Raw genomic sequence first — 21,965 nt, forward strand, 5'->3', positions numbered from 1 at the left:
GGGTAACACGCGCGAGCGGCTGCGTGGCGCCGGCAATATGAAATAATAATTCCAATCCATAGTCAATATGGAATGAGCATTCCCTAGGCTAAAATTGCCTTGATGGGACGCCTGATCAAGCCTTGCGCTTACGGCTCGCGTCGCGCCGCTTCTCGCCGACGCCGACGGTCAGCGCCATGGCCAGCGCCATTGTCGCCGACAGCGAACGGAAGCCGGCGAAATCCGCCTCGGCAACCTCGAACCAGACCCTGGCGAACTGGGCGAGCGGCGAGAACGAGCTGTCGGTGATGGCGACGATCGGCACGCCCTGCTCGGAAATGGCGCGCGCCTCCTCGATCGTGGCCGGCGCGTAGGGCGAGAAGCTGATGGCGATGACGGCGTCGGCCGGTGTGGCGAAGCCGACCATCTCGGCATTCAGGCCGGCGGCCGATTCGATCAACTGGTTGCGGATCTTCAGCTTGCCGAGCGCATAGGCGATGTAGGAGGCCACCGGATAGGAGCGCCGCTTGGCCAAGACATAGATGGTCTGCGCCTTCGCCAGCAGCGAAATCGCGTCTTCCAGATGGGCATCGTCCAGCGTGCGGGAAATGTCGTTGAGCGAGGTGCTGGCGGCGGCGATGAAGCCGTCGAAGATCGCCCGGTGGCCGGCACCGCCCTCGGCCTTGGCGCGCAGCGCCTGCAGCCGCTCGTCATAGGAAGAGTTGCGCTCGCGCAGCCGCTCGCGGAACACCTGCTGCAGGCTGGTAAAACCGTCGAAGCCGAGTTGCTGGGCAAAACGGATCAGGGTCGAGGGCTGCACGCCGGCCGAAGCGGCGATGCTGGCGGCGGTACCAAAGGCGATGTCGTCGGGATTGTCGAGCGCGTAGGCGGCGATCTGGGCGATGCGCTTGGGCAGGCTCTCGCGCCGGTCCAGAATCGTGGCACGCAGCGTCTCGAAGTCGCGGGGTACCTGTTCGTCCATCGTCCCTCTGCCCAAGCCTGTCTGGACACCCTCTCTGCCCCATCATAGCGAGCCTGCGCAAGAACGCCATAAAAAATGAGGCAGACATTCCATTCCTGGAAAAAATGGACTAATTCATCCACTCAGCTTTATGGCAGCGGAGGAACGAAAAATGGTCGGCGTCGGTCTTATCGGCACGGGTTTCATGGGCAAATGCCACGCCATCGCGTGGAGCGCCGTCGGGGCCGTCTTCCCCGATGCGGCCAAGCCACGGCTCGTCCATCTCGGCGAGGTCAATGAGGATCTCGCCAGGCGCAAGGCAGGCGAGTTCGGCTTCGCCAAGGCCACCAGTGACTGGCGCGCCGTCGTCAACGACCCGGAGGTCGATATCGTGTCGCTGACAACCCCCAATCAGTTCCATCCGGAAATGGCCATCGCTGTCCTCGAAGCCGGCAAGCATCTGTGGTGCGAAAAACCGATGGCACCGAGCTTTGCCGAAGCCGAGGCGATGGCGGCCGCGGCGAAGAAATCAGGCAGGGTCGCCGCGCTTGGCTACAACTACATCCAGGGCCCGGCCATCCGCCACATCGGCGCGCTGCTCGACGAGAAGATCATCGGCGAGGTCAACCATCTGCGCATCGAGATGGACGAGGATTTCATGGCCGATCCCGAGGCTCTGTTCTTCTGGAAACACGAGGCGACTTCCGGCTATGGCGCGCTCGACGATTTCGCCGTGCATCCGCTGTCGCTGGTCTCCGCGCTGTTCGGCCGCGTCGGCAGCGTCATCTGCGACATGGCCAAGCCCTATGCCGACCGCAAGCTGGCTTCAGGCGGCCGGCGCGCGGTGGAGACCTACGACATTGCCAGCGTGCTCATGCATCTGGAGAACGGCATTGCCGGCACGCTGCAGGTCAACCGCTCGGCCTGGGGCCGCAAGGGCCGCATCGCCATCCAGATCTTCGGGTCCAAGGGATCGATCCTGTTCGACCAGGAGCGGATGAACGAATTCCAGCTCTACCTGACGTCCGACCGACCCACCGAACAGGGCTACCGCACCATTCTGGTGGCGCCGCAGCACAGACCCTATGACCTCTTCGTGCCGGCGCCCGGCCACAGCCTCGGCTTCAACGACCTCAAGATCATCGAATGCCATGAATTGCTGACACGGCTTGCCGGCAAGCCGGCCCGGCTCATCGAGTTCGCCGAAGGACTGGAGATCGAGCGCACCGTGCACGCCATGGCGCGCTCCTTCGAGGAGAAGCGCTGGGTGGATGTAAGGTAGGGTTCGCTGCGCTGGTCGCTTTAGCCGGCGGCCGCTGCATTGACTTCCCATCCATCGACCCAGACCTGCCGCAGGCGATCGCCTTCGCCCTTGAAACGTAGCCCGGTCGGCCGGCAATCCTCGATGCGGTCGCTGCGGAAGTTGCGGATCGCCTGGCGCAGCTCGCACCAGGCGACGATGTTGGCGGTTTCGGCGTAATAGATCAGAGCGATCGGGCGGATGAGGCGCTCGGAAGCGCGGCCAAGCTCGTCGCGATAGGAGAGCTCTAGCTTCTCCTCGTCGCGTATGGCGCGGCGCACCAGCGCCAGATCGATCGCGCCGGCGGAGGGCGCGGCGAAGCCCCAGGCGTGCAACGCATTGGCGTCGAGCGTCTGGCGCAAGGGCGGCGGCACCGCCCCGGCGATCTTGGCGCCGACGCGCTTGGCCGCCTGCTTGAGCTCATCGTCGCCCGTGCGCTCCAGCAGCGCCAGCGACAGGACGATCGCCTCCATTTCCTCGATCGAAAACATCAGCGGCGGCAGGTCGAAGCCGGGACGCAGGATGTAGCCGATGCCGCGCCCGCCCTCGATCGGCACGCGCATCGCCTGCAGAGCCGCGATGTCGCGATAGATCGAGCGGATCGTCACTTCCAGTTGCCCGGCGATCATTGCCGCCGTCACCGGCTGCCGCGCCAGCCGCAGGATCTGGATGATCTCGAACAGGCGCGAGGCCTTGCGCATTTTTCTGACCTGGTACCGATCACAACTGACACACCATCGTCAGTTGGGCCTGCCTATAGGACTGCCTATCGATTTGAAAATCAACAGGTTCCGCCGAGGCTGGGCCGAGCGGGACAACAGGCAACTGACATGGGCTATGCTGAAAATCTCTGGCTGTTCTTTATCCTCCTGTTCGGCATCATCGCCGTTCCAGGCATGGACATGCTGTTCGTGCTTGCCAATGCGTTGACCGGCGGGCGCGACAGGGGTTTCGCCGCGACCGGCGGCATCATGGTCGGCGGCATGGTGCACACGCTGAACGGCGCTATCGGCGTCGGCCTGCTGGTGCATTTCTTGCCGATCCTGTTCAAGCCGCTGCTGCTTGCGGGCGCCGCCTACATGGCCTTCATCGGCATCACGCTGATGCGCAGCTCCATCACCGTCGGCAACGAGGGCCCCGCCGGCAGCCGCTCGGCATGGAAGGCGTTTCGCCAGGGCTTGGTGACCTGCCTGATCAACCCGAAGGCTTACCTCTTCGTGCTCGCCGTCTATCCGCAGTTCCTGAAACCGGACTACGGCCCGATCTGGATGCAGGCGACGATCATGGGCCTGCTGACCGTGCTGACGCAGGCCGCGGTCTATGGCGGGCTCGCAATATCGGCCGGCCGCAGCCGCAAGCTTCTGATCGCAAATCCACGGGTGACCATTCTTGCCGGCCGGTCGGCCGGACTGCTGCTCTTCGCGGTCTCCGTGTTCACCGCATGGGAGGGACTGAGGGCGGCGTAGTCTCGGGCTGAACCGAACCGCCGCCTTCTGGCGCCTGCCGGATCAGGCGGCGCCGTGCCGAAGCGTGGCGAGAAGCTCGTCCAACTGCCCGAACGTCTCGGCCATCGCATCCGCCGCCCCGGTGCCGGCGGCGTCGAGGGCCTCCTTCGAGGGATAGACCTCGTGCATGACCAGCAGCGTCTTGCCGCCTTTTTCCTCGAAGGTCACTGTGGTCACGGGTCCACCGTCACCACCTTCGTCATTGGTCCAGACGAGGCGCGTGGGCGGTGTCACTTCGAGATACCTGCCGAAGAACTCGGCAGGGTGCGAGTCATCATGCCCGAACACCAAACGGTACCCGCCTCCGACACGAACATCCATCTCACAGGAACGCAGGAACATGCCCATCGATTTCGGCGTCCACCACTGCTTGAACAGCTCGGGCTTTGTCCAGGCCTCGAACACGATGCGGGCCGGCGCGTCGAAGCTTCGCGTGACGACCAGCTCGCGGTCGGACTTCCGTTCCACCGTCGTGCGGTTCTGCATGGGGGTGGGCTCATTCGCTCTTGTTTCGTCCATCGGCTTCCTCCTTCCGTTTCATTTCCTCGACAACCTTGTCCAGCTCGTCGAAGCGTGCGGCCCAGAGCTGGCGGTATCTCTCGATCCATCCCGTCTCCTCCTCCAGGCGGCGCAGGCCGAGCTTGCAGGTCCGCACGCGCCCGACCTTCCGCGTCGTGACGAGGCCTGCCTGCTCCAGAACGCCGACATGCTTCTTCATGCCCGTGAGGGTCATGTGGAATTTCTGGGCCAAGTCCGTGATCGAGGCATCCGCACGGCCGAGCTGCTCCAGAACCCCGCGTCGGGTGGCGTCCGAAAGCGCGGCGAACGAGGCATCCAGGCGGGCAGGAGAATACTGAACCATTTGGTTCAGTATGTAACACGCGGATCGGTGACATGCAAGGAGGTGAGCGCTGCGGGACCTAAGAGCGGCGTGGTCCTGGACTGAAACTGGAAGCGCCGCCCTTATGCTCCCCCAGATCAGGCGGCGCCTTGCCGGCTGTCCAGCAAGTTGCGGCGCGCCGACCGGCGCCATTCCACGGCGCCGGCAAGGCCGTGCAGCACCGTCTCCGTGGTCGCCCAGTCGATGCAGCCATCGGTGATGCTCTGGCCGTAGACCAGTGGCTTGCCGGGCACGACATCCTGCCGGCCGGCGACGAGATTGCTCTCGATCATGACGCCGATGATGCGCTCGTCGCCAGCCGCCACTTGGCCCGCGACATCGGCCGCGACCTTGGGCTGGTTCTCCGGCTTCTTGGCTGAGTTGGCATGGCTGACGTCGATCATCAGACGGGGGGCGATACCGATGCGGACGAGTTCGACCGATGCGGCTTCGACGCTTGCCGCATCGTAGTTGGGCTGAACGCCACCACGCAGGATGACATGGCAATCCTCATTGCCGGTGGTCGCCGCGATGGCGCTGCGTCCGCCTTTGGTCACCGCCATGAAATGATGCGGCTGGGCGGCCGACTTCACCGCCTCGCCGGCGATCCTGAGATTGCCGTCGGTGCCGTTCTTGAAGCCGACCGGGCAGGAGAGACCCGAGGCCAGCTCGCGATGGATCTGACTCTCGGTCGTGCGCGCGCCAATCGCGCCCCAGGCGACGAGGTCGGCAATGTATTGCGGCGTGGTCATATCGAGGAATTCGGTCGCCGCCGGAAGGCCGAGATTGTTGACGGCGGACAGCACGTTGCGCGCCATCCGCAACCCCTTGTCGATGTTGAAGCTGCCATCCAGGTCGGGATCGTTGATCAGGCCTTTCCAGCCGACCGTGGTGCGCGGCTTCTCGAAATAGACGCGCATGACGATCTCGAGCCGGTCGGACAGAGCCTCGCGCAGCGCCGCCAGACGGCTGGCATAATCAACGGCCGCGACCGGATCGTGGATGGAACAAGGGCCCACGATGACAACAAGCCGATCGTCGGCCCCGGTGAGGATGGAGTGAATGGCGTTGCGCGAGGCGGCAACGGTGCGTGTCGCCGTGAGTGAGCGCGGTATCTCGCGCATCACCTCGTCCGGCGTGCTCAGCAGTCTCAGTTCCTTGACCCGAAGGTCGTCTGTGGTGGTCAACACGGCTTTCTGCTCCTGTTTGGGAACCTGCCGGCTGAAACAAAAAAGCCGCCAGGTCTGGCGGCTGTTCGGATCTTGTTGCTGCAATCTTCAGATCGAGCGCAATCCTCCCGCCGCCAGCGAGCTCCTAAAGTACCAATACGTGGCGGTCAGGTTGATCATGCGTGGGCTATAGCTGAACTCGCATTGAATGTCACGCACCTGATGGCGGTCTTGTTTGAATATGTAAGAGGGTATATGTTGGATATTCCAAAAAGGATATGCTCCAATGCCGCTTTATGTGAAGGACCGGGAAGTCGACCGGCTGGTACTTGAGGTGCAGCGCCTCACAAAGGCGCCGAGCAAAGCCGAGGCGGTTCGCCGGGCCCTGACGCATGAAATTGAGCGCGCCCGCAGTGTGCAAACTGTATCGGAACGCTTGGCGGAGGCAGTCAGAATGGCTGGCGAAATCGGAGCGGATAATCCTGACTTCGACATGAGAGCCTATTCGGACGAGCTTTCAGGGGGGCTATGAGCTTGTTCATTGACGCTTCGGCGGTCGTCGCTCTGTTGCGTCCGGAGCCCACGGCAGGAGAACTCGCCGCCCGGATGGACGCCCATGGCGGGCCTTTCTTCATTTCGGCGATCGTTCGTTTCGAGACCGCGATGGCCTTGGCGCGTTCAAAGACCCCCCTGCCTTCACCCATCCAACCGGCGGCAGTCGCAAAGGCGAATGCGGCCGTGGACCGTTTCGTGCAGGATTTGGGAATCGGCGAGGTCCTCATTTCGGCCGAAGTCGGGCGGCTCGCCATCGAAGCCGCACGCAGTTACGGCAAGGGTGTCGATTCGCCGGCGCAGCTCAACATGGGCGATTGCTTTTCCTACGCCTGTTGCAAGGCATATAATTTGGCTTTGCTCTACACCGGTCAGGATTTCACAAAGACAGACATAGGATAGGTTCAAGGTGCGCCACGCAGATCGCTCGCATGAACCTACTCCGGCGACGACCCGGCGACACTCTGATCGTAGTCGACCAGCGATCCGGTCATGACGCCCGATTGCGGGCTGACCATGTAGCTGATCAGCCGCGCGAGCTGGTCCGGCTTGACCAATTGGCCCATCGGCTGCGCGGCTTCGGCCTTCGCCAGCCAGTCGTCGGGCGCATCGTGCCATTTCTTCTGCACGACGTCCTCGCCCTCAGTGTCCATCCAGCCGGGCAGCACGGCGTTGCAGCGGATGCGGTTGAAGCGATAGGCGTTGGCGACGTTCTTGGTCAGCGTCATCAGCGCGCCCTTGCTGGTCGAATAGGGCGTCAGGAAAGACTGCCCGGTATGCGCCGACATCGACAGCACGTTGACGATCGATCCGGGCGCCTTTTTCTCCAAGAGATGCGCCACCACGCCCTGCATCAGAAAAAACGGGCCGCGCACATTGGTGTCGAAGATCTGGTCGAACAGCTCTTCTGAGGTCTCGACCAGCGAGCCGCGCGCCGAGGTGGCGGCGGCGTTGACCAGCGCGTTGATCGTACCGAAATGCGAGAGCGCGGTGGCGACCGCGCGCTTGCAGTCGGCCACCTTCGAGACGTCGGCGCTGATGAAGATCGCGTCGACGCCTGATTTCCTGAAATGAGCAACAGCCTTGTCGCCCTTCTCCTGTGAGCGGCCGATGAGCGCCAGCGCCCGGCAGCCTTCGTCGGCCAGCGCTTCGGCGACCGCGAATCCTATGCCTTGCGCACCGCCGGTGACGATGGCGCGTGTATTCGAATTGCGATCGGCGGATGCGCTCATCGCTCTGCTCCTGTGCCTTTGGGGGGGTCCGGTTCTTACTTGTCGAGACGAATGGTCTTGCCCGTGGTCGCCGACTTCAGCGCGGCATCTGCCAGCTTCAGCGCCACGAGGCCATCAGCGCCGCTCGGCGCCGCCTTCTTGCCAGATGTCGCCGCAGCGATGAAGGCGGCGATCTCGAGGGCATAGGCGTCGAGGTAGCGGGTCATGAAGAAGTCGTGCAGCGGCGGGCGCGTGTAGCCCTTCTCGTTGGCGAGCTCGATCGACACCGGCCGCTGGTTCTCGGCCGCCACCATGCCCTTCGAGCCGTGCACCTCGATGCGCTGGTCGTAGCCATAGGTGGCGCGGCGCGAATTGGAGATGACTGCCTGCTTGCCCGAAGCCGTTTCGAGGATGACGCTGACCGAGTCGAAATCGCCGGCTTCGCCGATTTTCTTGTCGACCAGCACCGAGGCATGCGCGCTGACCGCGACAGGCTCCTCGCCGAGCAGGAAGCGCGCCATGTCGAAATCATGGATGGTCATGTCGCGGAAAATGCCGCCCGAGCGCTTGATGTAGTCGATGGGTGGCGCGCCGGGATCGCGCGAGGTGATGGTGACCATCTCGACGGTGCCGATGGCTCCGTCGTCGATCGCCTTGCGCACGGCGGCGAAATGCGGGTCGAAACGCCTGTTGAAGCCGACCATCAGGGTCGCCTTGGCCTTGTCGACAACGGCCAGGCACTGCTCGACCCGCTTGACGTCGAGGTCGATCGGCTTCTCGCAGAAGATCGCCTTGCCGGCCTTGGCGAAGCGCTCGATCAGATCGGCATGGGTGTCGGTCGGCGTGCAGATGACGACCGCGTCGATGTCCTTGGACTTCTCGATTTCGTCGATGCTGCGCACCTCGGCGCCATAGGCAACAGCCAATTCGCTCGCCGCCTTCTCGAAGGCATCGGCCACGGCGACCAGTTTTGCCTGGGGGTTGGAACCCACGGCGCGGGCGTGGACCTTGCCGATGCGGCCGGCACCAAGGAGGGCGAAGCGAACAGTCATGGATATTTTCCTCTGGGGATGGTTCGAAGCGGGGCGCCGGTCATGGGCGCTGAATGATTTTACGGTCAAGACAAATCGACGGGAAGGCGATGACCATCGCCTCCGAGCCCGGCCCTTAGGCCGCGAGTTCCGCCTCGCCGGTCTTGGCGCCGGTGATATAGGATACGATGTCCTGCCCGTCGGTATTTTCCTTGCGCAGATTGGCGACGATGCGGCCGCGCCGGAACACCACGATGCGGTCGCAAAGGTCGAACACCTGGCGCATGTTGTGGCTGATCAGGATCAGCGGCTCGCCATTGTCCTTCAGCGTGCGGATGATGTTTTCGACCTGCGCCGTCTCCTGCACGCCGAGAGCCGCCGTGGGCTCGTCCATGATGATCAGCTTGGAGGCAAAGGTCGCCGTCCTGGCGATCGCCACGCACTGCCGCTGGCCGCCCGACATATGGCGGATGGTGTTGGAGAGGTTGGGGATCTTGACCGCGGTGCGGACCAGCGCCGCCTCGGTTGCCTTGCGCATGTATTTGCGGTCGAGGATCGAGAATGGCCCGAGATTGAACAGCACTTTTTCACGGCCGAGGAACAGGTTCGACGGCACGTCGAGGTCGTCGGCCAGCGCCAGGTTCTGGAACACCGTCTCGATGCCCGCCTCGCGGGCCTCGATCGGTCCGGCGAAATTCACTTCCTTGCCATCGAACCAGACCTGGCCGCTGGTCCGCTGCTCGACGGCGGTGATCTGGCGCACGAAGGTCGACTTGCCGGCGCCGTTGTCACCCATGATGGCGACATGCTCGCCCTTGCGCAGCTCGAAATTGGCGCCTTCAAGCGCATGCACGCCGCCATAGCGCTTGGTGAGGTTCTCGGTCTTCAGGACGATGTCTGTCGTGGAGATATCTGGCATGGTCAAGCCCTCAATGCCCGCATGCGTTGGCGCCACTGGTCGAGAACGACCGCGCCGACGATGATCACGCCCTTGACCATCTCCTGATAGTAAGCGTCGAGGCGCAGGAAGGTGAAGCCGGAGATGATGACGCCGAAAATCAGCGCGCCGATCACCGTGCCGATGATGGAGCCGCGGCCGCCCGACAGCGAGACGCCGCCGATGACCGCCATGGCGATGGCATCGAGTTCGTACATGACGCCCATGCCGGCCTGGGCGGTGAGATTCTTGGAGGAGAGCACGACGGCGGCGAGCGCGGCGAGAATGCCGGCGATGACATAGACGAGGATCTTGTGGTTGGCGATCTTGATGCCAGACATGCGCGCTGCGTCCTCGTTGGAGCCGATCGCGTAGCAGTGCTTGCCATATCTGGTGTAGGTCATGATCAGCTGGAACAGCACGGCCAGCGACAGGAAGATGATGACGGGCATCAGGCCCTTGCCGATGGCGGCGAAACTGTCCGTCGGGAACGAGATCGGCTGGCCCTTGGACCACCATTTGGCGATGCCCCGCGCGGTCACCATCATGCCGAGCGTGGCGATGAAGGGCGGGATGCGCGTGTAGGCGATCAGCGAGCCGTTGACGAGGCCGGCGAGCAGGCCGCAGCCGATCGCCACCAGCACCGGGACGATCACGGGCAGGTCGGTCCAGCCCTGGGCCAGAAACATCGCCTTGGGGTTGGGATTGCCGTTGACGGTCGCGACCTGGGCAAAGCTCATGGCGATCATGGCCGTCGCGCCGACGATCGAGCCGGAGGACAGGTCGATGCCCCCCGTAATGATCACCTGCGTGACGCCAATGGCGATGATGCCGACGATCGACACCTGCAGAATGATGATCTGCAGGCGCGCCTCGTTGAAGAGGCCGGAGACGTCGCTGCGGGTGTTGAACAGGAAGCTGTCGCCGAGAAAGACCCGGCCGATCAGTTCGAAGATGACGACGAGGATGACGAGCGCCAGGAAGACGTTGAATTCGGCCGGCCATGTGCGCTTCCTGGCGTCATAGCTGACCCCGCCGACGCCGTGAGATGTCTGTGCCAATTCTTCTATCCTCCGTCAGCCGCGGTCGTTCCCCGAGCACCTTCGGGCGCCGAGGGAAGCGGAGCGGCGCTGTCGCTGCGCGAGAGCGCCGCTCCGTATGTCCGCGGCTCAGTTCTTCTTCAGGAACTTGTCGATGTTGGCCGGCGTGACCAGCTGGAACGGGACATAGACCTTGTGCTCGACCTTCTCGCCCTTGGCGAGCTTCAGCGCGGCATCCAGCGCCCCCGCGCCCTGGCCGGCGGCGTCCTGGAAGACGGTGGCATCAAGGTCGCCCGCCTGCATGGCGGCAAGCGCGTCCTGGGTGGCGTCGACGCCGCCGACGACAACCGACTTCATGTCGATGTTGGCGGCCTTCATCGCCTGGATGGCGCCGATGGCGCTTTCGTCATTGTTGGCGATGACGCCGTCGAACTTCTTGCCGGTCGACAGCCAGTTGGTCATCAGGTTCTGCGCCTGGTCGCGATCCCAGTTCGAGGTCTGCTTGTCGATGATCTTGATGAAGCTGCAGTCCGGTGTGGCGATGACATCGTCGATGTCCTTGGTGCGCTGCACGGCGGCCTGGTTGGAAAGCTCGCCCATGATCACATAGACATTGGCTTCCTTCTTGCCGGCTTCCTTGAACAGGCGGCAGACTTCCTTGGTTTCGAGCGTGCCGGAATCGGCCTCGTTCGAGGCGACGAAGGCCTGGTTGTCTGGCAGCGTGTCGACATTGACCGGCTGGCGGTTGACATAGACCAGCGGGATCTTGGCCGCGGCCGCCGCATCCGACATCGCCTGCGTGGCCGAGGTGTCGACCGGGTTGACGATGATGGCGTCGACGCCCGAAGCGGCGAAGTTCTTGATCTGGTCGAGTTGCTTGGCGACGTCGTTCTGCGCGTCCTCGACCTGCAACTCGACGCCGCTCATGCCCTTGGCCTGCTCGATCATGCCGTTGCGCAGCACGGTGAGGAAATTGTCGTCGAACTTGGCCATCGACACGCCGATCTTGGCGGCCATGGCCGATGAACTCATCAGCGCCGCGAAGGCGACGCCCAAAAGCAGTTTCTTCATTGTATTTCTCCTCCACTTTTGGTGTCCGGTTGCACCGATCTCTCCGGAATCCCCGTTCTGCCTGGGGAATCTCTCCCGATTACCGTCTCTCTCCCCGGGTTGCGCCTGCCGTTTGCTGGAACGCCAAGGCCTCTTGATGAAACAGATGTTCCGGAACGAAAGAACCAAAATACGTGACTGGTGAAATATTTATTCCATTTGCTCGGGAGGCGTCAAGGGAGATTCCAGAACCGGATGTGCGATTTTGGCGGACACGGGAATGCGGTGCGGAGCCGACGGCGTCTGCGCGCCGGGTCCATTCCTTGGATGCCGTCGGCGGGCGATGGCATGGCGTTCAGAAATGCCAGATGTCTCTCTGCAACAAGAGGTCGAGCGGCGCTCTCCAGACCCTGCACGACGCCGCCTGCTTCACCTGCCGTTCGACACTGAGCTTGCCGTTGAGATCGAAGAAAGCTCCAATTCGCCTTCGGGCATGGAGCTTCTTTCCCCTGGTACTGTAGTTGCGGATCGGCAGCCAGTGGCGGCTGATCGTTCGCCCATCCTGGGATAGCGCGACGCCGGTACAGAATTGTTCCGGGGTGTGCAAATGCACGATTTCACTGACTTTCTCGCTGGCCGCGTATGCTCGCTCCAGCGCCGGAATGTTGTGATGATGAACGCCAAGGACGCCGCTCGCCCACATCGTTTCATCTCCGATCAGGATGCGGCCTCCAATGGAGAGCCCCTCGCCTTCGAGCGAGCGATAGGGAGCCTTTGGGCGCCCTTCGCACCGCCACATTATCGAGGACAAGGCTGAAATTCGGTTGAAACAGCGCGATATGTCGCCGGTCGGATACATGTCCGCATCCATGAAGAACAGGCGCTCGCAACGTTGAAGCAGATCGATGATGCCGGCGGCCTTGATGCCAAATCTGTATCGATTGCCGAAGGACATCTCGGTCTGTCTCTGGGCCGTGAGCTCGATCGCTTCGATGGGATAGCCGTCGAAAATGGAGGGTCGGTCGGTCAGCACCGTGATCCTGGCACCCGGGCAATAGTGAAGCAAGCGAAGCGCGCTGAAGAGCGCGCCACGCGCATAGAGCTCGTCGCTCCCAAAAGCGATGTACCCAAACCCATCCCCGTCCATTGGGTATGTATATATTAGCGATCGGTAATGCGTCAATTTGGATGCAGGTCGGGCGCTATGCTTTAGGCCAAAGCTCGCTAGATGTTCTCGGGCAGGTAGATGTCGAACGGCAGGAAGGTCTGGCCGGGTGCGTTGGCCGCGCCCGTCTCGATGGCATGCGCCATGAGGCCGAGCAGTTCGCGGCACAAGGCAGCCAGCGGCGTGGAGATCACCATGGTCAGCACCCCGTCCGCCAGGGCGGACCGCGAGACCGCCGATATCTCGTTGCAGACGACCGCCGGCATCTCGGCGGGCCTGGCCTGCCGCAGCGCCGCGACCGCGCCTTCCATGCCACCGCCCGCGACGTAGCAGCCGACGAGGTCCGGGTGGCGGCCGAGCAGGTCGAGCAGCGTGTCCTGCGTGATCTGGTTGGCCTCGAGATTGACCAGCGTTTCCAGCAAGGTGAAGTCCGGCGCCTGCTCGCGGAAGAAGGAGCGGAAGCCGATCTCGCGCAGTTCATGGCCGTGGAAGCGGTGGCTGCCGACGAAGAGCGCGACCTTGCCCGGCCGCTTCGCCGCCTTGGAGATCATCCAGGCCGCGGTGCGGCCGACCTTGCGGTTGTCAAGGCCGACATAGCCCTCGCGAATGCCGGCCGCGAAATCGGACAGCAGGGAAAAGACCGGCAACCCCTTGGCCTTCATCTCCTCGACGGTGACCGTCAGCGCCGGATGATCGGGCCCGACCAGGGCGACCGCCCTGCATTTGGCCGCCAGCTTGCGCGTGCGCTCGACGATTTCATCCGGCGTCAGCGAACTGGCGAAGTCGATGACGGCGACGCCGCGGAAGCGCTGCGATTGCGACACCGCGAGTTCGAGCTGCCGCGCGAACTCCGTGTAGAAGACGTCGTTGCCTCTCAAAAGCAGGAAGCCCAGCCGGTATTCCGGCAGCTCGTGGCGCATCCTCTGCTTGATCAGGCCGGCGGCATGATAGCCGATCTCGGTCGCGGTCTCGTAGACGCGGCGCGCCGTTTCCTCGCGCACCGGCAAGCGATTGTTGAGCACGCGGTCCACCGTGGCGACACTGACGCCGGAGACGCGCGCCAGATCAGTGATGGTCGGCCGTTTCGCCATGATCGTCCCCGCTCGATTGCCTGATATCGATACCTTACTTTGATAGGAAATGATAGAAACTATCTTTGTGATGTTGAGTCTATCATGGCGCGGCGTTATTTCTGGGTATCGAGCCCGTTGCCTTGGGAGGCAATCATGACCGCAGCGCCGTCCCGGCGTGACTACAGCCTGATCGGCCGCGACGCCCGGCTTGCCGTCGAGAACGGCCTGTCGGCCGCCGAGTGGTATCACACCGACATTCCCCGCAAGCAGATGAAGGAGTTGATGCAGCGCTCCGATGGCCCGGCGATCCGCGACACCGCGATCTGGCTGACCGCCCTCATCGTCAGCGGCGCCGGCGGTGCCTGGTTCTGGGGCAGCTGGTGGTGCGTGCCGTTCTTCTTCGTCTATGGCGTGCTCTACGGCTCGTCGACCGATTCACGCTGGCACGAATGCGGCCATGGAACCGCGTTTCGCACGCAGTGGATGAATGACGCGGTCTATCAGATCGCCTGCTTCATGATCATGCGCAACCCGGTGACCTGGCGCTGGAGCCACACGCGCCATCACACCGACACCATCATCGTCGGCCGCGATCCCGAGATCTCGGTGATGCGGCCGCCGGACCTGGCGCGCCTCGTCCTCGGTTTTGTCGGCGTGCTCGACGCCTGGCACGCGATGTCGGACATGCTGCGCAACGCCGCAGGCAATATCAGCGCTGCGGAAAAAACCTTCATTCCCGAACAGGAGCAGCCCAAGGCGATCCATATTGCCCGCATCTGGACGGCGATCTATGCAGCGACTATCGCGCTGGCACTCTATACCGGGTCGTTCCTGCCTTTGATGCTGGTCGGCCTGCCCCGGCTCTACGGCGCCTGGCATCATGTGATGGTCGGCCTGCTGCAGCATGGCGGCCTTGCCGACAACGTCACCGATCATCGGCTGAACAGCCGTACCGTCTACATGAACCCGATCAGCCGCTTCATCTACTGGAACATGAATTACCATGTCGAGCATCACATGTTCCCGATGGTGCCCTACCATGCGCTGCCCAGGCTGCACGCGCTGATCAAGCACGATTTGCCGGCGCCGACGCCCTCGATCCTGGCCGGTTACCGCGAGATGATCCCGGCCTTCCGCCGCCAGCTGCGCAACGAGGATTATTTCCTCAAGCGCGAGCTGCCGCCGACCGCCAGGCCGTACCGCGAGGAATTCCACAACGACATCGTCGCCGCGGCGGCGGAATGACATCCGACAACTCCAGGGGAGGACTGAATGAGCGATTGGGTCGAGGCCTGTGCCGCCGGTGACATCGACGAAGAAGATGTGATGCGCTTCGATCATGGCGGGCGTACCTTCGCCATCTATCGCAGCCCTGACGACGATTATTTCGCCACCGACGGACTTTGCACGCATGAGAAGGTGCATCTCGCCGACGGGCTGGTGATGGACGACATCATCGAATGCCCCAAGCACAATGGCCGCTTCAACTACAAGACGGGCGCGGCCAGGGGCGCGCCGGTCTGCGTCAACCTAAGGACCTATCCGGTCAAGGTCGACGCCGGCAAAGTGCTGGTTCAGATCGGGTAAAGGGCATGACGCCGGGAATGGTGATCATCGGGGCCGGCGAATGCGGCGGACGGGCAGCACTGACGCTGCGCGATCTCGGCTATGACGGGCCGGTGACGCTGGTCGGCGACGAGCCGCATCTGCCCTATGAGAGGCCACCTCTGTCCAAGGAGGCGATGGCCAGCGACGCGCCTGCAATCAAGGCGATCGCCAGCGACGAAATCCTGGCGGGAAAAGCGATCCGGCATATCCATTCCGTTCAGGCGATCGCGATCGATCGCGCGGCGCACACGGTGCGCCTGTCCGACGGCTCGGTGCTGCCCTACGACAAGCTGCTGCTGGCCACTGGCTCGACCCCACGCAAGCTGCCGATGCCTGGCCTTGGCGGACGCTGTGTCTATCTCAGGACCTTCGCCGATGCGCTGGCCATCCGCGCTCATCTCAGCGCCGGCAATCGCATCGCCGTCATCGGCGGCGGCTTCATCGGCCTCGAGCTTGCCGCGGCGGCACGCAAGCTCGGCGCAGATGTCACCGTCATCGAGGCGCAGTCGCGCATCCTGATGCGCGGCGTTCCGGCCGAGATCGCCGAAATCATCCATGACGCGCATATCGCCGAGGGTGTCGACGTGATCTGCAGGGAAGGCATCTCCGCCGTCGCCGACGACGGCAAGGAGGTGCGGGTGACGCTTGCCGGCGGCCGGGAGATCGTTGCCGACCTCGCCGTGATCGGCATCGGCGCCGTGCCGGTGACCGGGCTGGCGGCGGAGGCCGGCCTGGCCATCGAAAACGGCATCGCGGTCGACGCAGAACTGCGCAGCAGCGATCCCGACATCTTCGCCGCCGGCGACTGCTGCTCGTTCCCGCTTGCCATCTATGGCGGCCGCCGCGTGCGGCTGGAAGCCTGGCGCAACGCGCAGGAACAGGGCGCACTGGCGGCCAGGAACATGCTGGGCGCCGGCGAGCCGCATGCCGCTGTGCCGTGGTTCTGGTCGGATCAGTATGGCCTGTCCCTGCAGATCGCGGGATTGTCCGACGAAGGCCGTAGCACCGTGCGCCGCGATCTCGGTGACGGCGCCTTCATCCTCTTTCATCTCGCCGAGGACGGCAGGCTGGTGGCGGCCAGCGGCATCGGCCCGGGCAATGCGGTGGCGCGCGACATCAGGCTGGCCGAAATGCTGATCGCGAAGCGGGCAAAACCGTCGGCGGACGCGCTGGGATCGCCTGAAGTCAAGCTGAAGGCGTTGCTGGCGGCATAGGGGTCGTGCACCTTGTGGATGTCGGCGCCGCCCCTCATCTGCCTGCCGGCATCTTCTCCCCGTGGAACGGGGAGAAGGGGGCTATGGCAACCTCGCCGCAATTCATGCACCGATTGGCGAAATCATTGATAACAGCGTCTTTTTCTCCGTCACTATACGGGGAGTTGAGAAGTGGTCCGCGCAGCGGACGAAAAGCCAATTGCTTGGCTTTTCGAACGACGAACGTCCGGCAGGACAATGAGGGGCGGCGCGGCTTTGGCAAATCAACGTCAGCGCGCCGGGTCCGCCCTAGAAAAGCGCCTTCAGCTCCGGCAATTTGTCGTTGACCAGCCAGCCGTAATAATTCTCTTCCGGCAGCTTCTCCGGCTCGCCGGTGGCGCGGCGTTTTTCGTTTTCCGCCTTCAGCGCATAGGCGCGCTGTTCCGGATTGCCGACATTGTAGAGCGTGGCGGTCAGGCCCGGATTGCCCGAAATGTCGAAGCCGGCGATGCTCTTATAGGCGTCGATCGACTTCCTGATCGTCGCGGCGACGTAGGGAAGCGTCAGGTCCGGATCCATGATGGTCTTGTAGACCGAATTGGGATCGGAGACGTCGAGCTTCGGCAGGCCGGAGACTTTGTGCACGAGATCGCTCATCTGTAGGGCGGTGAGCGGGTTGAGCTGGCCGAGGCCGAAGGTCTGGCCGGCATAATAGGGCTGGAAGAAGGTGGCGCCGAAGCGGTTGTCGGGGAAATCCTCGCCGCCGACGGTCTTGCCGCGAAACGAGCGGTTCCAAACCTGTTCACGGCATTCCCACAGATCGTAGCTGTCCGAAATCGCGTCGCATTTCCTGAATTCCGGCCGCTGCACGAAATCGGTGATGTCCTCACCATCATAGGCGAAGGAGAGCTTGCTCGAGAGGTAGGAGATCGCCTTGACATAATAGGTCTGCAGCCGGTCATAGGCGTCGACATTGTAGGTGTGCTCGCCGACGATGGCGCCGACGATGTGCATCGGGTCGATGCCATAGGCGCTTGCCGCCTTCTTGATCTTGCCGCGCAGGTCGGCGTCGTTCTGCAGCAAGGCATAGACCTTGCGATACTTCGCCTGGAAGCTGGTGTTGGTCGCCTGGGTGCGGCGACTGGAGGCGCCGGGAATGTCGGGCTGCTCGGCATTGCGGTTTCCCGGCGGCACCAATGTAGCCGCGTCGGCGGCGAACAGCGTCGCCGCCAGAGTCAAGCCGAGAATGACCAGGATGAGTTTTTTCATGCGCCGCCGCCTAGAGAATTGCCGCGCAAACTAGGTAAAGCACCTGGTCGAGTCGAGAGCGCCTCTTCATCCGGCGAGACGAAAGGTGGCCAGATGGTACCATCTGGCCACACATGGCTCCTGCCGGAGTTTGTACTCGATGCCGCGCCGGACCGCTCCGGCTTCTTCGTTCAGAGGATGAACCGCGACAGATCGGTGTTTCTGGAGAGGTCTCCGACATGCTTCTGCACATAAGCAGCATCGATGGTGACGGCCGTGCCGTTGCGGTCGGGCGCATCATAGGAGATCTCGTCCAGCACTCGCTCCATCACCGTCTGCAGCCGCCGCGCGCCGATATTCTCGATGCTGGCATTGAGGTCGACGGCGACGCCGGCCAGCGAATCGATGGCGTCGTCGGTGAAGGTCAGCTCGACGCCCTCGGTTTTCATCAGCGCGATATACTGCTTGATCAGGCTGGCCTCGGTCTCGGTCAGGATGCGGACGAAATCGTCCTTCTCCAGCGCACGCAGTTCGACGCGGATCGGCAGGCGACCCTGCAATTCCGGCAACAGGTCCGACGGCTTCGAGACGTGAAACGCGCCCGAGGCGATGAACAGGATATGGTCCGTCTTCAACGGCCCGTATTTGGTCGCCACCGTGGTGCCCTCGACCAGCGGCAGCAGGTCGCGCTGCACGCCTTCGCGCGACGGGCCGCCCGAAATATCCGACCTGGCGGCAATCTTGTCGATCTCGTCGAGGAAGACGATGCCGTCATTTTCCGCTGCGTCCAGAGCCCGGCGCACCACCTCGTCCTGGTCGAGCAACTTGTCGGACTCGTCGCTGACCAGCAGGTCGTAGGACTCCTTCACCGTCGTCTTGCGCAACTTGGTCTTCTTGCCGCCCATTGCCTTCGACAGCATGTCGTTGATGTTGAGCACGCCGATATTGGCGCCCGGCATGCCGGGAATTTCGAAGCCGGGCATGCCACCATTGCCGGTGTCGGCCACCTCGATTTCGATTTCTTTGTCGTCGAGTTCGCCGTCGCGCAGCTTCTTGCGGAAACTATCGCGCGTCGCCGGGCTCGCCGTCTTGCCGACCAACGCTTCCAGCACGCGTTCCTCGGCGTTGACGTGGGCGCGTGCCTTCACGTCCTCGCGCATCTTTTCGCGCACCAGCCCGATGGCGATTTCGACCAGATCGCGGATGATCTGCTCGACGTCGCGACCGACATAGCCGACTTCGGTGAACTTGGTCGCTTCGACCTTGACGAAAGGCGCGCCGGCCAGCCGGGCCAGGCGGCGCGAGATCTCGGTCTTGCCGACGCCGGTCGGGCCGATCATCAGGATGTTCTTCGGCATCACCTCTTCGCGCATCTGGCCTTCGAGCTGCTGGCGGCGCCAGCGGTTGCGCAAGGCAATGGCCACGGCGCGCTTGGCGTCCTTCTGGCCGATGATGAAGCGGTCGAGTTCCGAAACGATTTCGCGGGGAGAAAATGTGCTCATATCACTAAATTCCACTTTGCCACTGCTTGATGGCCTCGAACGGATGCAGCAGCATGATCACGTTGAGTGTAAGATTGTCCCGGATAAGGTAGCCGGTACCCAGTTCGAAGAGGATGGCGAGGCTGACGATCACCCATATAGGTAGCCTTCGCGCCATCACAAATCCCAGCACCATGGCCAGTGTGTCGGACACCGAATTGATGATCGAGTCGCCGTAATAATCGAGCGAAATGGTGCCGGCGCGGTAGCGCTCGATGATGAACGGGCTGTTTTCGAGGATTTCCCAGCCGCCCTCGACGAGGACGGCGAATGCCAGCCGCAAGCCGATCGGCGAGCGCGGGAACAGGAACCGGGCCAGCGCATAGAACAGGAAGCCGTGGATGATGTGCGAGAAGGTGTACCAGTCCGAAATGTGCTGGGAATTCTCCGAACTGTTCACCACGCCATGCCACAGCTTGACATAGCCGCAGGTGCAGATCGGCGGATGGCCCATCAGATAGAGCGTGAGAGCCTGGGCGACGAGCAGGCCGGCGACGATCAGCAGCCCCATCCGCCAGCTGTCCTCGTAGGCCGAAAGGCCCTTGTCCTCGCTGGATATGACCATGCCCTGGATTACCCCTCTTGCGCGTCTTCGGCATCGATCGCCATCAGCACGACGTCGCCATAGATCGACTGCCTGCGATCAATGGCCCGGAAACCCGCCTTTTCATAGGCGCGGATGGCCCTGAGATTGGCGGGGTCGGGATCGATGATGACACGCGGCACGCCTTCCTCGAACAGGTCTTCGACGAACTGACGCACGATGGCAGAGCCATGGCCGATGCCGATCAGTTCCGGCCGGCCGATCGAGACATCGATGCCCAGCGTGCCGAACGGCTGATCGGCATAGGGATGGCCGTCTTCCATATGCGGGTCATAGCTCTGCAGATAGGCGATCGGCTTTCCGTCGAGCTCAACGATCAGCGGCTCGACGGAAATCGAGTCTATGTGATCGGCAATCTCCGCGATTTCCGTCACGGGGTCGTCCCACCACTCTGCGACATGCGGCTCGGCGAGCCAGCCGGCGATCATCGGGAGATCCTTTTTGGTCACCGGCCGAAAATCGTAGCTACTTTCTCGTTTGACCATGATCTTTTCCGAAAACCGGTTCCCACCGTGCGGGGTCATGGTCTGCTTCAGGCCGCATCGAGCGTTTCGACGACGAAATTGTTGTTGGTGTAGACGCAGATGTCGGACGCGATCTGCATCGCCCTGCGGGCGATCTCCTCGGCATCCTTGTCGGTGTCCATCAGCGCGCGCGCCGCGGCCAGCGCGTAATTGCCGCCCGAACCGATGGCCATGACGCCATGTTCGGGTTCCAGCACATCGCCATTGCCGGTCAGCGCCAGCGAGACCGATTTGTCGGCGACCAGCATCATCGCCTCCAGCCGGCGCAGATAGCGATCGGTGCGCCAGTCCTTGGCGAGCTCGACGCAGGCGCGCGTCAGTTGGTCGGGATATTGTTCGAGCTTGGCTTCGAGGCGTTCCAGCAGCGTAAAGGCGTCGGCGGTAGCGCCCGCGAAACCGGCAATCACATTGCCGCCCTTGCCGATGCGGCGCACTTTGCGGGCATTGCCCTTCATGATGGTCTGGCCCAGGCTGACCTGGCCGTCGCCGGCGATCACCACCTTGTTGCCCTTGCGCACCGTCACGATGGTCGTGGCGTGCATGGTCAATTCATTGGACATTTCTTGGCTCCGATTCGCACCATCCCTTCAAAAGGCGATTTGGCGCGGTACGAGTGACTTTGATCGGCCATATGTATGCACGGGGCCAATGATTGCAAACCGCTCGATAGCGGCCGGGATCGCAACTGGCAATCGCCGGATCATGCTGCTAGAAGGCTCTCGTTTTCAAGCCAGCGAGCGCTTGAGACCCGTGAACCGGTCACGATCTGAACCACTGGCACAAGGATAGAGTGATGGCGCCTCGTTCCGCCGATGCAAGCCGCAAGACTGGGGAAACCGATATCTCCGTGTCGATCCATGTCGACGGCTCCGGCAAATCGGATATCGCCACCGGCGTCGGCTTCTTCGACCATATGCTGGACCAGCTTTCCCGCCATTCCCTGATCGACATGACAGTCAGGGCGACGGGCGACCTGCATATAGACGACCACCACACGGTCGAGGACACCGGCATCGCGCTCGGGCAGGCCTTGACCAAGGCGCTGGGCGAGCGGCGCGGCATCATGCGCTACGCCTCGATCGACCTTGCCATGGACGAGACGCTGACGCGCGCGGCGATCGACGTGTCGGGCCGCCCCTTCCTGGTCTGGAACGTGTCGTTCTCGTCGCCGAAGATCGGCACCTTCGACACCGAACTGGTGCGCGAATTCTTCCAGGCGCTGGCGCAGAACGCCGGCATCACGCTGCATGTCACCAACCATTATGGCGCCAACAACCATCATGTCGCCGAGACCTGCTTCAAGGCGGTGGCGCGCGCGCTGCGCGCCGCGCTCGAGCGCGATCCGCGCCAGCCTGACGCGGTTCCCTCCACCAAGGGTTCTTTGAAGGGATAGC

At 63.0% G+C, this 21,965-nt stretch carries 25 protein-coding genes; 8 read left to right on the top strand and 17 right to left on the bottom strand.

What is annotated here, in order from left to right:
- Positions 1 to 115 precede the first annotated feature (115 nt).
- Positions 116 to 961 (bottom strand): MurR/RpiR family transcriptional regulator, encoded by an 846-nt coding sequence (locus FJ543_RS16180; RefSeq protein WP_015314557.1) that lies wholly within the window; start codon positions 959 to 961, stop codon positions 116 to 118.
- Between the two features lie 151 nt (positions 962 to 1,112).
- On the opposite strand from FJ543_RS16180, the gene FJ543_RS16185 reads away from it, so the two are divergent.
- Positions 1,113 to 2,222, top strand: a complete 1,110-nt coding sequence (locus FJ543_RS16185; protein WP_140875903.1) for a Gfo/Idh/MocA family oxidoreductase — start codon at positions 1,113 to 1,115, stop codon at positions 2,220 to 2,222.
- Between the two features lie 20 nt (positions 2,223 to 2,242).
- Here FJ543_RS16185 and FJ543_RS16190 read toward each other — a convergent pair whose 3' ends face one another.
- Positions 2,243 to 2,941 carry a YafY family protein gene (locus FJ543_RS16190; RefSeq protein WP_140875905.1) on the bottom strand — a complete coding sequence of 233 codons (699 nt, stop codon included), beginning with the start codon at positions 2,939 to 2,941 and terminating at the stop codon, positions 2,243 to 2,245.
- 129 nt (positions 2,942 to 3,070) lie between these two features.
- On the opposite strand from FJ543_RS16190, the gene FJ543_RS16195 reads away from it, so the two are divergent.
- Entirely contained in the window at positions 3,071 to 3,706 is a 636-nt protein-coding gene (locus FJ543_RS16195) for a LysE family translocator (RefSeq protein WP_140875907.1), read from the top strand.
- Positions 3,707 to 3,748: 42 nt separating this feature from the next.
- Here the strand turns inward: FJ543_RS16195 and FJ543_RS16200 are convergent, their stop codons facing one another.
- The 3 genes from FJ543_RS16200 to FJ543_RS16210 form a co-directional block, all read right to left on the bottom strand.
- On the bottom strand, positions 3,749 to 4,231 hold the full coding sequence (locus FJ543_RS16200) for an SRPBCC family protein (protein WP_224525077.1): 483 nt from the start codon (positions 4,229 to 4,231) through the stop codon (positions 3,749 to 3,751).
- 10 nt (positions 4,232 to 4,241) lie between these two features.
- Positions 4,242 to 4,607: a metalloregulator ArsR/SmtB family transcription factor gene (locus tag FJ543_RS16205; protein ID WP_015314562.1), complete on the bottom strand. Its 366-nt coding sequence runs from the start codon at positions 4,605 to 4,607 to the stop codon at positions 4,242 to 4,244.
- 116 nt (positions 4,608 to 4,723) lie between these two features.
- Positions 4,724 to 5,815 (bottom strand): 3-deoxy-7-phosphoheptulonate synthase, encoded by a 1,092-nt coding sequence (locus FJ543_RS16210; RefSeq protein WP_140719322.1) that lies wholly within the window; start codon positions 5,813 to 5,815, stop codon positions 4,724 to 4,726.
- Between the two features lie 265 nt (positions 5,816 to 6,080).
- On the opposite strand from FJ543_RS16210, the gene FJ543_RS16215 reads away from it, so the two are divergent.
- Together FJ543_RS16215 and FJ543_RS16220 are read left to right on the top strand one after the other, a co-directional pair.
- Positions 6,081 to 6,326, top strand: a complete 246-nt coding sequence (locus FJ543_RS16215) for a type II toxin-antitoxin system VapB family antitoxin (protein ID WP_140615375.1) — start codon at positions 6,081 to 6,083, stop codon at positions 6,324 to 6,326.
- Positions 6,323 to 6,748: a type II toxin-antitoxin system VapC family toxin gene (locus FJ543_RS16220; RefSeq protein ID WP_224622823.1), complete on the top strand. Its 426-nt coding sequence runs from the start codon at positions 6,323 to 6,325 to the stop codon at positions 6,746 to 6,748. Before FJ543_RS16215 ends, FJ543_RS16220 begins: the two co-directional genes overlap by 4 nt.
- A gap of 35 nt (positions 6,749 to 6,783) precedes the next feature.
- On the opposite strand, the gene FJ543_RS16225 is transcribed toward FJ543_RS16220, so the two are convergent.
- The 7 genes from FJ543_RS16225 to FJ543_RS16255 form a co-directional block, all read right to left on the bottom strand.
- On the bottom strand, positions 6,784 to 7,578 hold the full coding sequence (locus FJ543_RS16225; RefSeq protein WP_140875909.1) for an SDR family oxidoreductase: 795 nt from the start codon (positions 7,576 to 7,578) through the stop codon (positions 6,784 to 6,786).
- A 35-nt stretch (positions 7,579 to 7,613) separates the two neighbouring features.
- The gene (gene iolG / locus FJ543_RS16230) at positions 7,614 to 8,609 is read right to left on the bottom strand and encodes an inositol 2-dehydrogenase (RefSeq protein WP_015314567.1); all 996 of its coding nucleotides are present in this window, start codon (positions 8,607 to 8,609) and stop codon (positions 7,614 to 7,616) included.
- Positions 8,610 to 8,724: 115 nt separating this feature from the next.
- Positions 8,725 to 9,507, bottom strand: coding sequence for an ATP-binding cassette domain-containing protein (locus FJ543_RS16235; protein WP_015314568.1), 783 nt, complete (start codon positions 9,505 to 9,507; stop codon positions 8,725 to 8,727).
- Between the two features lie 2 nt (positions 9,508 to 9,509).
- Positions 9,510 to 10,586 (bottom strand): ABC transporter permease, encoded by a 1,077-nt coding sequence (locus FJ543_RS16240; RefSeq protein WP_140615379.1) that lies wholly within the window; start codon positions 10,584 to 10,586, stop codon positions 9,510 to 9,512.
- Between the two features lie 108 nt (positions 10,587 to 10,694).
- Positions 10,695 to 11,636, bottom strand: a complete 942-nt coding sequence (locus FJ543_RS16245) for a sugar ABC transporter substrate-binding protein (protein ID WP_015314570.1) — start codon at positions 11,634 to 11,636, stop codon at positions 10,695 to 10,697.
- Between the two features lie 334 nt (positions 11,637 to 11,970).
- Positions 11,971 to 12,798, bottom strand: coding sequence for a hypothetical protein (locus FJ543_RS16250; protein WP_245262939.1), 828 nt, complete (start codon positions 12,796 to 12,798; stop codon positions 11,971 to 11,973).
- A 41-nt stretch (positions 12,799 to 12,839) separates the two neighbouring features.
- A complete protein-coding gene (locus tag FJ543_RS16255; RefSeq protein ID WP_140719326.1) occupies positions 12,840 to 13,871 on the bottom strand; it encodes a LacI family DNA-binding transcriptional regulator in 1,032 nt (343 codons plus the stop codon).
- A 135-nt stretch (positions 13,872 to 14,006) separates the two neighbouring features.
- Here FJ543_RS16255 and FJ543_RS16260 point away from each other — a divergent pair, with 135 nt between their 5' ends.
- From FJ543_RS16260 to FJ543_RS16270, 3 genes are read left to right on the top strand one after another with little or no spacing between them, the layout of a single operon-like run.
- Positions 14,007 to 15,098 (top strand): fatty acid desaturase family protein, encoded by a 1,092-nt coding sequence (locus FJ543_RS16260; protein ID WP_140620604.1) that lies wholly within the window; start codon positions 14,007 to 14,009, stop codon positions 15,096 to 15,098.
- Positions 15,099 to 15,125: 27 nt separating this feature from the next.
- Complete coding sequence (locus FJ543_RS16265) at positions 15,126 to 15,440, top strand: MocE family 2Fe-2S type ferredoxin (protein ID WP_015314574.1); 315 nt, start codon at positions 15,126 to 15,128, stop codon at positions 15,438 to 15,440.
- A 5-nt stretch (positions 15,441 to 15,445) separates the two neighbouring features.
- Positions 15,446 to 16,675 (top strand): FAD-dependent oxidoreductase, encoded by a 1,230-nt coding sequence (locus FJ543_RS16270; protein WP_140875911.1) that lies wholly within the window; start codon positions 15,446 to 15,448, stop codon positions 16,673 to 16,675.
- Positions 16,676 to 16,963: 288 nt separating this feature from the next.
- Here FJ543_RS16270 and FJ543_RS16275 read toward each other — a convergent pair whose 3' ends face one another.
- The 5 genes from FJ543_RS16275 to hslV all read right to left on the bottom strand — a co-directional run bounded on the left by FJ543_RS16275 (position 16,964) and on the right by hslV (position 21,131).
- The gene (locus FJ543_RS16275) at positions 16,964 to 17,923 is read right to left on the bottom strand and encodes a DUF1402 family protein (protein WP_140875913.1); all 960 of its coding nucleotides are present in this window, start codon (positions 17,921 to 17,923) and stop codon (positions 16,964 to 16,966) included.
- A gap of 170 nt (positions 17,924 to 18,093) precedes the next feature.
- Entirely contained in the window at positions 18,094 to 19,404 is a 1,311-nt protein-coding gene (gene hslU, locus FJ543_RS16280) for an ATP-dependent protease ATPase subunit HslU (protein ID WP_015314577.1), read from the bottom strand.
- Positions 19,405 to 19,408: 4 nt separating this feature from the next.
- Complete coding sequence (locus tag FJ543_RS16285; RefSeq protein ID WP_140719332.1) at positions 19,409 to 20,008, bottom strand: DUF2585 domain-containing protein; 600 nt, start codon at positions 20,006 to 20,008, stop codon at positions 19,409 to 19,411.
- Between the two features lie 8 nt (positions 20,009 to 20,016).
- Positions 20,017 to 20,532 (bottom strand): GNAT family N-acetyltransferase, encoded by a 516-nt coding sequence (locus tag FJ543_RS16290; RefSeq protein ID WP_140875915.1) that lies wholly within the window; start codon positions 20,530 to 20,532, stop codon positions 20,017 to 20,019.
- A gap of 47 nt (positions 20,533 to 20,579) precedes the next feature.
- A complete protein-coding gene (gene hslV, locus FJ543_RS16295; RefSeq protein WP_015314580.1) occupies positions 20,580 to 21,131 on the bottom strand; it encodes an ATP-dependent protease subunit HslV in 552 nt (183 codons plus the stop codon).
- Positions 21,132 to 21,364: 233 nt separating this feature from the next.
- On the opposite strand from hslV, the gene hisB reads away from it, so the two are divergent.
- A complete protein-coding gene (gene hisB, locus FJ543_RS16300) occupies positions 21,365 to 21,964 on the top strand; it encodes an imidazoleglycerol-phosphate dehydratase HisB (RefSeq protein WP_015314581.1) in 600 nt (199 codons plus the stop codon).
- The last annotated feature ends 1 nt before the right edge of the window (position 21,965 follow it).

This window comes from Mesorhizobium sp. B2-5-7, assembly GCF_006440875.1.
Lineage (GTDB): Bacteria > Pseudomonadota > Alphaproteobacteria > Rhizobiales > Rhizobiaceae > Mesorhizobium > Mesorhizobium australicum.

Bases quoted from the DNA above. Each gene is read 5' to 3' on its own strand.
- FJ543_RS16215 (WP_140615375.1), top strand. From the start codon at position 6,081: ATGCCGCTTTATGTGAAGGACCGGGAAGTCGACCGGCTGGTACTTGAG.
- FJ543_RS16235 (WP_015314568.1), bottom strand. From the start codon at position 9,507: ATGCCAGATATCTCCACGACAGACATCGTCCTGAAGACCGAGAACCTC.
- FJ543_RS16275 (WP_140875913.1), bottom strand. From the start codon at position 17,923: ATGAAAAAACTCATCCTGGTCATTCTCGGCTTGACTCTGGCGGCGACG.
- FJ543_RS16205 (WP_015314562.1), bottom strand. From the start codon at position 4,607: ATGGTTCAGTATTCTCCTGCCCGCCTGGATGCCTCGTTCGCCGCGCTT.
- hisB (WP_015314581.1), top strand. From the start codon at position 21,365: ATGGCGCCTCGTTCCGCCGATGCAAGCCGCAAGACTGGGGAAACCGAT.
- FJ543_RS16255 (WP_140719326.1), bottom strand. From the start codon at position 13,871: ATGGCGAAACGGCCGACCATCACTGATCTGGCGCGCGTCTCCGGCGTC.
- FJ543_RS16285 (WP_140719332.1), bottom strand. From the start codon at position 20,008: ATGGTCATATCCAGCGAGGACAAGGGCCTTTCGGCCTACGAGGACAGC.
- FJ543_RS16200 (WP_224525077.1), bottom strand. From the start codon at position 4,231: ATGCAGAACCGCACGACGGTGGAACGGAAGTCCGACCGCGAGCTGGTC.
- FJ543_RS16220 (WP_224622823.1), top strand. From the start codon at position 6,323: ATGAGCTTGTTCATTGACGCTTCGGCGGTCGTCGCTCTGTTGCGTCCG.
- FJ543_RS16185 (WP_140875903.1), top strand. From the start codon at position 1,113: ATGGTCGGCGTCGGTCTTATCGGCACGGGTTTCATGGGCAAATGCCAC.
- FJ543_RS16195 (WP_140875907.1), top strand. From the start codon at position 3,071: ATGGGCTATGCTGAAAATCTCTGGCTGTTCTTTATCCTCCTGTTCGGC.
- FJ543_RS16190 (WP_140875905.1), bottom strand. From the start codon at position 2,941: ATGCGCAAGGCCTCGCGCCTGTTCGAGATCATCCAGATCCTGCGGCTG.
- FJ543_RS16180 (WP_015314557.1), bottom strand. From the start codon at position 961: ATGGACGAACAGGTACCCCGCGACTTCGAGACGCTGCGTGCCACGATT.
- FJ543_RS16270 (WP_140875911.1), top strand. From the start codon at position 15,446: ATGACGCCGGGAATGGTGATCATCGGGGCCGGCGAATGCGGCGGACGG.
- iolG (WP_015314567.1), bottom strand. From the start codon at position 8,609: ATGACTGTTCGCTTCGCCCTCCTTGGTGCCGGCCGCATCGGCAAGGTC.
- FJ543_RS16290 (WP_140875915.1), bottom strand. From the start codon at position 20,532: ATGGTCAAACGAGAAAGTAGCTACGATTTTCGGCCGGTGACCAAAAAG.
- FJ543_RS16265 (WP_015314574.1), top strand. From the start codon at position 15,126: ATGAGCGATTGGGTCGAGGCCTGTGCCGCCGGTGACATCGACGAAGAA.
- FJ543_RS16225 (WP_140875909.1), bottom strand. From the start codon at position 7,578: ATGAGCGCATCCGCCGATCGCAATTCGAATACACGCGCCATCGTCACC.
- FJ543_RS16245 (WP_015314570.1), bottom strand. From the start codon at position 11,636: ATGAAGAAACTGCTTTTGGGCGTCGCCTTCGCGGCGCTGATGAGTTCA.
- hslU (WP_015314577.1), bottom strand. From the start codon at position 19,404: ATGAGCACATTTTCTCCCCGCGAAATCGTTTCGGAACTCGACCGCTTC.
- hslV (WP_015314580.1), bottom strand. From the start codon at position 21,131: ATGTCCAATGAATTGACCATGCACGCCACGACCATCGTGACGGTGCGC.
- FJ543_RS16260 (WP_140620604.1), top strand. From the start codon at position 14,007: ATGACCGCAGCGCCGTCCCGGCGTGACTACAGCCTGATCGGCCGCGAC.